This window comes from Pseudoalteromonas sp. G4, assembly GCF_028875915.1.
Lineage (GTDB): Bacteria > Pseudomonadota > Gammaproteobacteria > Enterobacterales > Alteromonadaceae > Pseudoalteromonas.
The window spans coordinates 1-11,738 of sequence record NZ_JAPEHW010000056.1; the positions used below are offsets into that span (position 1 = coordinate 1).

Genomic DNA, 11,738 nt, shown 5'->3' on the forward strand with positions numbered 1-11,738 from the left:
GGGGGAATCCAAAGGGGGGCTGGCGTTAGCCACCTTTTGGCTGCGGTCGCCAGCGCGACAAATATAGTTAATTTTTATAAAGATTGTTTGCGTATATTTAGATTACAAGGCTTGAGGATCAGGTTTTGCACTTTGTCTGTTAACTTAAAATCACTCTTTGATTTACTAAAAACAGGTTTTTAAATTATCTTCACTCCCCTTTACCACCACAAAAGTTACAAGCCTACTCGCTAACTAATCCCAATAAAGATCAACATCAAAATCTTCAATTTCCTCCTTGGAAATCCCCTTTCAATCTTCTAGTATAATTACCTAACCGTGCAAAAAAGTATTTCAATGAAATCATTCCCTTCGCTTTATTTCACAAACTTATTTTTAATTGGTGGAACGGGTTTACTCACCACTTACCTTGCGCTTTATTTAGGTCAACATAATGTATCCACATTTTGGGTTGGTTTACTCACTTCATTTTATTACTTAGGCTTGTTACTTGGCTCCAAACTGGGTTATCACTTAATCAAATCTGTCGGGCATATTCGTACCTTTGTGGCAAGCACGGCGGCAGTAACAGCTTGTGTTGCTGCACATGCACTGAGTGACAATATTTACCTGTGGTTGGTGCTGCGCTTAATTGTTGGCCTTAGCATGATGTGTAATTACATGGTGTTAGAAAGCTGGCTTAATGAGCAAGCTGCGCCTGAGTCGCGCGGAAGGGTATTCTCTATGTATATGATCATGTCTTCATTGGGCATGGTATTAGGCCAATTAGCGTTATCACAATTTCCAGAACTTGGTTATGAGCCATTATTTTTGGTGTGCATGGCACTGTCGCTGGGGATAATTCCTATTTCACTCACCCGAAGAATTCACCCAAAACCCCTTAAACCTATTCAAGTGAGTTTACTTGACTACTTTAAGAAAGTGCCACAGTCGCTAACCGCGGTGCATTTTGCTGGCATTATTAATGGTAGTTTTTATGCCCTTGCCCCCACCTTCGCAAGCCTTTCCGGGTTTAGCGCTCAAGAAATCGCACTGTTTATGTCAATCACCATTTTTGCAGGTTTACTGGCGCAGTGGCCGATGGGTGTTATTTCCGACAAAATTCGCCGTAGTATTCTAATTCGCTCTAATGCCGTTGCCATCTGTGCAGTGAGCGTCGCGTTATTTTTACTGCCGCTTGCACAACATGTTGCCTATGCCCTTACGTTTGCTTTTGGTTTATTTGCTTTTACGCTTTATCCGCTTTCTTCAGCACTGGCAAACTCGCGTGTAGAAGACGAAGACCGCGTTGGTGTATCGTCTGCCTTACTGATTATGTTTGGCGCAGGGGCTGCGCTTGGTTCTGCTGTCAATGCGCAAATCATGGCACATTTCGGTCACCAAGCGTTATATGGCTCAATCGCTATTCTTACTGTCGTAATGTTTGTGTCACTGAGTATTATTAACTCCAAACAAAAAGCGGAACAACCAGAACCAACCGATTATGTTGTGGGCACATCCGATGTCACCGCATCACCACTGGCTGCAACCATGGATCCACGTATTGAAGAAACCACTGCGCACGAGCAATTGCTGGTGGTTGAAGAAGAACATATTAGCTCTGAAGAGTCAGATGTTGAAGAATGTAATGAGCAAGCGTTAAGTGAACATCGAAATCCAGACTCAGAACAAACGCTAGAAGCGAATGAAGAGAAGCAAAACCAACCTTGATGCTAACCTCGCTAACCTCAATGGATAATACCAACAAAAAAGCCCGCATGAAGCGGGCTTTTTTACATTTGGAAGAGTGTTTGTTATTTCACTTTCCACGTAATTTCATCGCCTGCGCGAATAGGCACAACAACGTCATCGCCTAGTGGGTATGACTCTGGTACTTGCCACGTGTCTTTTTCAAGTGTCACTGTGTCGGTATTGCGTGGTAAACCGTAGAAATCTGGGCCATTAAAGCTCGCAAATGCTTCTAACTTATCAAGTGCACCAGCTTCTTCAAATGCTTCTGCGTATAGCTCAAGTGCGGCATGCGCAGTGTAAGAACCAGCACAACCACATGACGCTTCTTTTTTATCTTTAAGGTGCGGCGCTGAATCTGTGCCTAAGAAGAACTTTTTGCTGCCGCTTGTTGCCGCTTTAATTAGTGCTTCTTGGTGAATATTGCGCTTTAAAATTGGTAAACAGTAATAATGTGGGCGAATGCCACCTGCTAGCATGTGGTTACGGTTATACAGTAAGTGGTGCGCCGTAATGGTCGCTGCAACATTATCACCTGCTGCCGCTACAAACTCTGCCGCATCTTTCGTAGTAATGTGCTCAAGCACAATCTTAAGATTTGGGAAATCATCGACAATTTTGCACAGAATGTTTTCAATAAATACTTTTTCGCGGTCAAAAATATCAATGCTTGAATCAGTTACTTCACCGTGAATAAGTAACAACATACCTACTTCAGCCATTGCCTCAAATACCGGGTACATGCCTTCAATTGAAGTTACGCCTGAATCTGAATTAGTGGTTGCCCCTGCTGGATATAATTTAGCAGCAACAATTTTACCGCTCGCTTTCGCTTTTTTAATTTCTTCTGGCGTTGTTTTATCTGTTAGATATAACACCATTAACGGCTCAAAATTGCTGTTATTGTGCGCTTGAATTCGCTCATAGTAGCTAAGGGCAGAATCAGTACAAGTTGCTGGTGGTACAAGGTTAGGCATAATAATCGCGCGACCCATGTAACGGCTTACGTCACGTACGGTGTCTTTTAACTGGTCGCCATCACGTAAGTGAATGTGCCAATCATCTGGGCGAGTAATGGTTAATTTAGCAGTTGTGTCTGTCATGATCCTACCTTTTATTGACGGTGAGCGGACGAACGTCCGATTATGCTGATCTTATTGACTTGTGATGCTGCTGTAAAGCGCTAGCGTTGAGGTTTATCGATAATAATTGTATACAATATCCCTTTTTGATAAGTTAGCGCACACATTAATAAAAATAGAGACCAAAAATGAAACTAACACGCGCTACTTCTCTGTTATTAACAGGGTTACTTGCTTCGGGTTGTGCATCGACAATCAACGAGCCAACAGCCACGCTTTTACAAAGCCCTATCACAATTAACACACAAGCTTATTGGCAATTAGGTTTAACCAGTAGTGACTTTGATGCCCTAGTTACCAATTTAAACGCTGGCGCCGACATTAATGAAACCCTTTATGCCCTGCGCGGTTTTAGCTATTTTGGCAATACGAAGAATTTAAAAGCTGAGCAATTAACAGCACTTGATAGCGCGTTGTTTGCCCGCATGCAAACCATCGCTAAAGACGACTATCGCGCCATCGAAAACTACGCGGTAACGCTTTACCGTTATTACTACTTTGATGATTTAAAAGATAAATTAGCTAAACACTTACCTTTATTACCAAATGTAGTGCTTAGCGATGCAAGCCCGCTTGCAGCGCAATATGCTAAGTGGGAACAACTTCGTGCTATTGGCTTTTTAGCATTTGAAGCACGCAGTAAGGATGAGATTAAACAAGCGGTACTTGCACAAACTAAGTGGCAGCAAGAATTACTCGACTTACTTCAAAACGATAATAGCTGGCAGCAAGATCACGCGGCTTGGGCGCTTGGCTACCTTCATTATATTTTAGATGATGAAACAGCTGAAAAAGCACTTGATGAAAAAGTGTGGGCAGCACTTGAGCAAAACCCAAAAACAAATAAAGAGTTTATCTTTTCACAGCGTTATTTAGTTAATAGCTTTCGTGGTAAATCAGCTTGTGATGATGAATTTAAAGGCCGCTGCAGCGAAATAACACTGGATGACGCCCTACCAATTAATCATAAATGTTCAGATTCGTTGTTTATTCGCGCACAAACTTTAACTACCGAGCAGCTTAATATCAGTTGTGAGCGTTTAATTTCGCAAGAATCGCATTTCCACGATGTGTATGCCACTGACCGCCAACCTGTGCCAAATGATTTTAATGAAGCGCTGCGCGTTGCTATTTTTGATAACTACACAGGCTACAACCAGCACGGCCAAATGATTTTTGATATCAGCACCGACAATGGCGGTATGTACATTGAAGGTAAGCCAAGCAAACCAGGTAACCAAGCGACCTTCTATTCATTTAAAGCATTCTGGAAAGAGGGTTTTTCAGTGTGGAACCTAAACCACGAATACGTGCACTACTTAGATGGCCGCTTTAATAAATACGACGGTTTTGGTCACTTCCCTAGCCACTTAGTATGGTGGAGCGAAGGTGGTGCTGAATTAATTGCACAGGGTAAAAGCAACGACCGCGTAAATAAATTACTACACGAAACAGAGCAAGAAAAGTGGCCTAGCCTACGCGAAGTATTTGATACTACATATAAAGATGGGTCAAAACGTGTTTACCAATGGTCTTATTTAGCGCACCGTTATTTATCTGAAAATGCCTTAGATGATTATCGTCAGTTAGCGCACTTTTTGCGTACCGATTACTTTGATGGCTACAGTGAGTTGCTTAATAGTTTGGTAGCTAAACACGGTGATAACTTTGCAAACTATTTAGCAACGTACAAACAAGCTAATCCTTATCAAGAAGCCGCTGTTAAAGCGAAACCAAACAAATTGTACCGCTATTTGTATCGTGACTACTTAATGCCAAAAGCACTTAAAATCACTGCCGAACATAATCATATTTTATAACGGAAAAACAAACTTTTATTGAGCAAAAGTGCTTGCTGAGTTACATTTATGTTAATTTAAAAATACAAATGGCTAGCAAGCGCTTTTATGCAGTATTCATCTGGCGATAATGTAGACGCAATGACCAATCGAGCTAATCAGCTCAGCATCATTAATGAGTTTGCTTCATCACTCATTCGTATTGTTGATCTCGATGAACTATATGACTATGTGACACACCAAGTAGTTAAACGCTTAGGATTTGATGAATGCTCAATCTTTTTAGCCGATATAGAAAAACAAACCCTTACTCAAGTTTCTTCAATCTATAAACACGACAAAGCTGAAAGCGAGCAACTTTCCATTGCGATTAATGAAGGCATTTGCGGTCATGTGTTTGAAACTGGTTGTGCGGAAATTATTAGCGATGTAACGACGGATCCGCGTTATTTGCAAATAAGCGGTAATGTACATTCTGAAATATGTGTGCCGCTAGTGTATGACGGCCAAGTATTGGGCGTTATTGATTGTGAGCACCCTGAAAAAAATTACTACACCAAAGATCACTTAAGTATTTTAACCACCGTTGCCTCTATGCTCAGTGCCAATATAGATCAATGTAAAACCGTTGCTAATTTAACCGACACCATCAACCAGCTTAACTATGCTCAGCGATTAGAAAAAGGCATGCTGCAAATTGCTAATCTAAGTTCTGATTCGCAAACCATGGATAACTTTTATAAGGGTTTACACGATATTGTTAATACTCTTTTACCTGCTGAAAACTTATTTATAGGCTACTACAACAAACAGACTCGCGGTTTAGAAATCCCTTATATTATTGAGCATGGTGTTGAGCGCATTACGCTTAAACGCTTTAGTAATGCACAAATTCAAAAAACAGCTTCTGTATTCGCCATTAATAAACAACAAGCCGTACTTTTAAATGGTGATGAGTATCAAGCGCACATTGAAAATGACGACTTTCATTTAATTGGTGCTTTGCCAAATTCTTGGCTTGGCGTACCGTTTGATTTAAACGATGAGTTATCGGGCATTATTGTGGTGCAAAGTTATAACCAAAGTGTGTGTTATACCGAACACGATAAAGACTTATTAACTTATATCAGTCAACAAATTCGATTAGTGCTTAATCGTGTATTTGCTGAAAAAGCGCTGCAACACAAAGTAATGCATGACGAACTCACTGGCATTGCAAACCGCGCATTGTTAATCGACCGTCTAACCCATGCAATACTCGCCTTAGGGCGCACCGAAAACCAAAAAATACACGCCCTGCTCTATTTAGACTTTGACCGATTTAAGATAATCAACGACACCTTAGGGCATCAAGTCGGCGATAAATTTTTAGTTAAAATCTGCCAGATTATAAATAAATGCATTCGTGAAACAGATACTTTTGCCCGTTTAGGTGGCGACGAGTTTGCTATTTTGCTGTGTGATATTTTTGGTGCAGAAGATGTTACCCCTGTAATTGAGCGCATAAAGTTAGCATTGAAAGATCCACTCCTTATTGATGACCATTTATTGCAGGCATCAACCAGTATAGGTGTGGCTTTTGCCAATAAAGAAACAGATGAAGCCTATAAAATTTTACAGCGCGCTGATGCAGCAATGTACCAAGCAAAGTCGCTTGGTCGTGGCAAAGTACAGTTTTTTAACGACACCATGAGGCAAAAACTAAAAGGCGCTGCGCTTTTAGAAAGTGATATTCAAAGCGGCATGATGAAACATGAATTTGCACTGTTTTATCAACCAATTTTTACCATTCAAACGGGCGAGATCATTGGCTTTGAAGCGCTTGTTCGCTGGCATCATCCTGAACGCGGTTTTGTTTCACCTGCTGATTTTATTCCACTGGCAGAAGAAACAGGGCAAATTCTCGCACTCGATTTACATATTTTGGAACTGGCAGCTAAGCAAATTAAAATTTGGCAAGGTGCAATAGCTGAAAACTTTAAGGTAACAGTTAATGTGTCGTCTAAGCATTTTTCAACATTAGAATTTGCTGACTTTATTCAACGACTTTACTACGAGTATCAATTACCGCTCGGAAGTTTATGTATTGAAATTACCGAGTCTGGCTTAATTGAAAACTTGGCCCTTGCAACTGAGATAATTGAAAAACTAAAAACCTGTGGCGTTAAACTGTGCTTAGATGACTTTGGTACAGGGTATTCAGCACTGGGGTATTTACATCAATTGCCTATTCATATTTTAAAAATTGATAAAAGCTTTATTGATAACTTAAAACGCGATGAAAGCCACCCATTAGTTGATGCAATTTTGACATTAGCAAGTTCGTTAGATTTCGATGTTGTTGCCGAGGGTATTGAAACCGAAGAGCAGCTTGACGTACTAAAACAAACCAAATGCCAATACGGCCAAGGCTTTTTAGTGGCAAAACCTATGCCTGCAAAACAAGCATATACCTTCTTAACTACGGGAAAACTAAGTTAGTTTTCCCGTAAGTTACACTTTCCCTATGCGAGCTCCTCTCTGAGCTCTTTTGCTGCAGTTACCATATTATTGAGCGCAGCGATTGTTTCAGGCCATCCACGTGTTTTTAAACCACAATCAGGGTTTATCCATAATCGCTCTAATGGCACTTTGTTGGCGGCTTCTTTCATAAGCGCTTTAATCCAGTTAACGTCAGGTATATTTGGACTGTGAATATCGTAAACACCAGGGCCTATCTCATTGGGATAGTCAAAATCCTCAAAGGCATTGAGTAATTCCATATTCGAACGTGACGTTTCTATGGTAATAACATCCGCATCCATATCAGCAATTGCCGTGATAATATCGTTAAATTCGGCATAACACATATGAGTATGAATTTGGGTTTTATCGCTCACCCCTGATGCACTTACTCTAAATGCATAAGCCGCCCAGTCTAGGTAGTTCTGCCACTTTGATGCTTTTAATGGCATTCCTTCTCGAAATGCTGGTTCATCAATTTGAATGATATTAATGCCAGCTTTTTCTAAATCTACCACTTCATCTCTAAGAGCGAGTGCAATTTGATTGGCAATAGTTGGTTTATCAAGATCATCGCGGATAAACGACCAAAACAAAATTGTTACAGGACCTGTGAGCATGCCTTTCATTTTTTTATTTGTTAATGACTGGGCATATTGCGTCCAGTTAACTGTCATTGGTTGTTTACGGCTTATATCGCCCCAAATTATCGGTGGCTTAACACAGCGCGAGCCATACGATTGCACCCAGCCAAATTGTGTAAAGGCAAATCCTTCAAGCAGCTCACCAAAATATTCCACCATATCATTGCGTTCAGCTTCACCATGAACCAATACATCTAAATCAACTGCTTCTTGTTGCGCTACTGCATAGGCAATTTCATTTTCCATCTGAGTTGTGTATTGCGCTTGAGTCATATTCCCTGCTTTAAAATCACGCCTTGCTTTACGAATGTTATCGGTTTGCGGGAAAGAGCCAATTGTTGTAGTAGGCAAAATTGGTAAGCCAAGCGCTAACTTTTGGATTTTCTGACGCCTTGAAAAGCAACTGATGCGTTTACCATCATGTGCAGTTAAGCCCTCAACACAACTCTTTACAGCTTGATTATTTACCCTCGATGACTTGCAACGCGCTATTACTGGCGCTGAATATTCTGTAATTTTGGTTAAATCACCTGTGAGCAATGCATCTTTTAATAATTTAAGTTCCAAGCCTTTTTGTTTAGCAAAGGCAAGCCAAGATTTAATCTCACTATCAAGCCCACTTTCTTGCTCCAAATCAACGGGTGTGTGTAGTAAAGAGCATGAAGGCGCAAGCCAAACATCACCTCTGGATGACACCACATTTTTTATTTGGTGATAGATTGATAGCAGATCCGCTTTCCAAATGTTACGCCCATTAATTACCCCTAGTGATAAAATTTTATTATTGCCAATGGCGTGATTAATCTTGTAAATGTCTTGTGTTTCAGCCACTAAATCTAGGTGTAAACCATCAATTGATAAATTGACTATGGTATCTAGGTGATGTTCTATTGAGCCAAAATAAGTTGCGAGCAGTAATTTAACGCCCTGCCCATGCAACTTAGCAAAACTAGTAGAAAGTGCCTCGAGATACTCTTTTGATAACTCTAGTGCGAAAATAGGCTCATCAATTTGTACCCACTCAACACCTAACTCAGCTAGCTGATTAAGCACCTTTTGATAGGCAGCTAACAAACGTGGTAACAAGGATAATTTATCAAAGTCAGTGTCCGTTTTAGCAAGATGCAAGTAGGTAACAGGGCCGACAAGCACAGGCTTTATGTTGTGTCCGAGTAGCTTTGCTTCTTTTACCTGCTCAAACAATTCAGTAAAGCTTATTTCAAATACTTGGTCTTCACACAGTTCTGGCACTATGTAATGATAATTAGTGTTAAACCATTTAGTCATTTCACTGGCTGCACAAGCACAACCCGAAGGCGCCTTACCACGACCAATTCGAAATAAAGTATCTAAATCAATTGCCTCTGTAATACTTTGATGACGTTTTGGTACAACACCAAACAACAAAGATGTACTAAGTACATGGTCATACCAAGCAAAATCGCCGACGGGTAATAGTTCAATGCCTTGGCTTTTTTGTAACTCCCAGTTGTCTTTGCGGATCGCCTGACCTTTTGCTTTTAACTCAGCTAACGAACTTTCGCCACGCCAATAAGATTCAACTGCTCTTTTTAGTTCACGTTGTTTGCCTATTCGTGGAAAGCCTAAATTATGTAGTGTAATTGCCATCTTGATATCCTTTTATTTGAGACGTTTAGACGGCTAAATACTAGATTTAAATTTCTTTCAATTAAATCGCAAGTTTTTCCAAATAAACTTGAGAAAAACTAATAACAAAAACACCAAACCAAATAAGGCGCACAGCCCAAAGATAAATGACAGCGCTATCATAACTATTAAAAATATATAAAATAGCAATTTATTATTATCATGGCGTTAATTAGAGCTTCCGAGCATTGAAACATGAAAAATAAACAGCTAGTATCGAAGCTCTCTCATGATCGTTCAAGTTTAATATGAGTATTCTTAAAGATGATAGATGTAAAACACCTGAAAACCATCGCCACGCTAAAAGAAACGGGTTCTTTAGTAAATACGGCACGTGAGCTATTCCTAACCCAATCGGCTTTATCACACCAAATCAAAGACTTAGAAAACAAACTTGATTGTCAGTTATTTGAACGAAAAACCCATCCAGTGCGTTTTACACCACAAGGTATGCTGCTTTTAGAACTCGCCCACGATGTGTTGCCTAAGGTAGAGGCTACGAAATGTCGTCTAAAAGAAAGTTTGAACCAACCCATTTCACAATTGCGTTTAAGTGTTGAGTGTCATGCGTGTTTTCACTGGTTATTACCAACCATTAAAGAATTCAATAACTTTTGGCCTGATATAAAAGTCGACTATGAGCGCGGTTTTAGCTACGACGCAATCCCAGAGCTATTAAATGATGAGTTAGATTTAGTTTTAACATCGGATATTCGCGAAACTGATCGCCTTGAATACGCCCATTTATTTGATTTTAAATTAAAGCTGATTGTAAGCCCAGATCACCCACTTGCTAAAAAAGCGTATGTAACAGCGCTCGATTTAAAAGACGAGACCATAATTTCATACCCTATTCCACGCGAGCGCCAAGATATTTTTAAACACTTTATCCAAAACGCGCGCTTTGACGGCACTTTAAAAAACGTTGATCAAGGCTTATTGATTTTCCAACTAGTAAGCGCTGGCATGGGCGTTGCTGCACTACCTGATTGGTTAGTAACACCGTATGAAAGCCAAGGCTTAATTAAATCAATTCCATTAGGCGCCCTTGGTTTAACAAGGCCAATGTATTTAGCCATGAAGAAAACCATGAGCGAAAATCCAGTTTATCGACATTTCTTAAATACCTGTAAACAAAAAAAGGGTTAGCCTCGTGCTAACCCTTTTCTTTTTTTATTCCGTTATTTACTGTTCAATTTCTTCATTAACTTGATCTTCACCGCCTAACAGTACTGCAAGCCACTTGCCCTCTTCACTGTTTTCCAGCGCTATTTTCACAACCATAGTGAGTGGTACAGAAAGTAACATGCCAACCGTGCCTAACAGCCAACCCCAGAATAGTAACGACAAGAACACCACAAGTGGTGATAAACCTAACCCTTTGCCCATAAACCGTGGCTCAATCATATTGCCCATTACGGTATTAATTGCCATATAACCGGCAGCAATAATGCCAGCAACACCGACACCTTGCAGAACAACCGCCAAAAGCACAGCAGGAATTGCTGCAATAATCGACCCAATATTAGGTATGTAGTTAAGGAAAAACGCTAATACGCCCCAAAGAATAAAATAGTCGATGTCAAAAGCCCATAACATTATGGTAACCAATAGACCGGTAGCAAGGCTGACTAAGGTTTTAATGGCGAGGTATGAATTTACCGAATCCAAAAATAAATCGATTTGTTTTTGTTTCATTTCTGGGTCGTCTAACGCTAAATGCACTTTTTTGCCAATGTAAGGCGCTTCAAGCAACATAAACACTACAGTTAAAATGATTAGAAATAAATCAGCCATAATGCCACCTACACCTGCAAGAGTATTGGCAGCAACATCAATCAGTTTACCTGGGTCTAAGAACGACATGATGCGTTCTTTATCTATCAATATATTGTATTGCGCTAAGGTGGATAACAGACCGGAAAACTCATTTTGCAGTTGTGCTTTGTAAACAGGTACATTTTGCGAAAAACCATTTACAGATTGCCCCACAAGCCCTGCTAGGCTGACAACCACCAATAAAATCAGCAATATAACAATGGTAATCGCGGCCCCTTTCGGTACGCGATAGCGCCCTAATAATTCAATAAGTGGGCTACAGATAATGGCGATAAAAACAGACAGAAGAAATGGTACGACGATTGCGCTCGCTAATTTTAAACCTGCAAGTACGACAATTAGTGCTGCAAAGACGAGCAAGCTTTTACTGGCGCCGGTCAAATTTTGCTGAACCATGGCTATCCTTAGTTCGTATT

At 40.3% G+C, this 11,738-nt stretch carries 8 protein-coding genes; 5 read left to right on the top strand and 3 right to left on the bottom strand.

Annotated elements, in window-relative coordinates; all coding sequences use genetic code 11:
• On the top strand, positions 1–183 hold a 183-nt coding region (locus ON073_RS14720; protein WP_274762637.1), incomplete at its 5' end, for a hypothetical protein.
• A 153-nt stretch (positions 184–336) separates the two neighbouring features.
• Complete coding sequence (locus ON073_RS14725) at positions 337–1,710, top strand: MFS transporter (RefSeq protein WP_274762638.1); 1,374 nt, start codon at positions 337–339, stop codon at positions 1,708–1,710.
• An 83-nt stretch (positions 1,711–1,793) separates the two neighbouring features.
• Here ON073_RS14725 and pyrC read toward each other — a convergent pair whose 3' ends face one another.
• Entirely contained in the window at positions 1,794–2,831 is a 1,038-nt protein-coding gene (pyrC, locus tag ON073_RS14730) for a dihydroorotase (protein WP_010559887.1), read from the bottom strand.
• A gap of 167 nt (positions 2,832–2,998) precedes the next feature.
• Here pyrC and ON073_RS14735 point away from each other — a divergent pair, with 167 nt between their 5' ends.
• A complete protein-coding gene (locus ON073_RS14735) occupies positions 2,999–4,690 on the top strand; it encodes a collagenase (RefSeq protein WP_274762639.1) in 1,692 nt (563 codons plus the stop codon).
• Positions 4,691–4,777: 87 nt separating this feature from the next.
• Positions 4,778–7,150 (top strand): GGDEF domain-containing protein, encoded by a 2,373-nt coding sequence (locus ON073_RS14740; protein ID WP_274762641.1) that lies wholly within the window; start codon positions 4,778–4,780, stop codon positions 7,148–7,150.
• A gap of 23 nt (positions 7,151–7,173) precedes the next feature.
• Here ON073_RS14740 and metE read toward each other — a convergent pair whose 3' ends face one another.
• Complete coding sequence (metE, locus tag ON073_RS14745; protein ID WP_274762642.1) at positions 7,174–9,444, bottom strand: 5-methyltetrahydropteroyltriglutamate--homocysteine S-methyltransferase; 2,271 nt, start codon at positions 9,442–9,444, stop codon at positions 7,174–7,176.
• A gap of 303 nt (positions 9,445–9,747) precedes the next feature.
• Here metE and ON073_RS14750 point away from each other — a divergent pair, with 303 nt between their 5' ends.
• On the top strand, positions 9,748–10,632 hold the full coding sequence (locus ON073_RS14750) for a LysR substrate-binding domain-containing protein (RefSeq protein WP_274762643.1): 885 nt from the start codon (positions 9,748–9,750) through the stop codon (positions 10,630–10,632).
• A 36-nt stretch (positions 10,633–10,668) separates the two neighbouring features.
• Here the strand turns inward: ON073_RS14750 and ON073_RS14755 are convergent, their stop codons facing one another.
• A complete protein-coding gene (locus tag ON073_RS14755; protein ID WP_274762644.1) occupies positions 10,669–11,718 on the bottom strand; it encodes an AI-2E family transporter in 1,050 nt (349 codons plus the stop codon).
• Positions 11,719–11,738: the final 20 nt, after the last annotated feature.

Excerpts from the sequence above, each read along its gene's own strand:
- ON073_RS14755 (WP_274762644.1), bottom strand. The coding sequence starts at position 11,718 with ATGGTTCAGCAAAATTTGACCGGCGCCAGTAAAAGCTTGCTCGTCTTT.
- pyrC (WP_010559887.1), bottom strand. The coding sequence starts at position 2,831 with ATGACAGACACAACTGCTAAATTAACCATTACTCGCCCAGATGATTGG.
- ON073_RS14725 (WP_274762638.1), top strand. The coding sequence starts at position 337 with ATGAAATCATTCCCTTCGCTTTATTTCACAAACTTATTTTTAATTGGT.
- ON073_RS14750 (WP_274762643.1), top strand. The coding sequence starts at position 9,748 with ATGATAGATGTAAAACACCTGAAAACCATCGCCACGCTAAAAGAAACG.
- ON073_RS14735 (WP_274762639.1), top strand. The coding sequence starts at position 2,999 with ATGAAACTAACACGCGCTACTTCTCTGTTATTAACAGGGTTACTTGCT.
- metE (WP_274762642.1), bottom strand. The coding sequence starts at position 9,444 with ATGGCAATTACACTACATAATTTAGGCTTTCCACGAATAGGCAAACAA.
- ON073_RS14740 (WP_274762641.1), top strand. The coding sequence starts at position 4,778 with ATGCAGTATTCATCTGGCGATAATGTAGACGCAATGACCAATCGAGCT.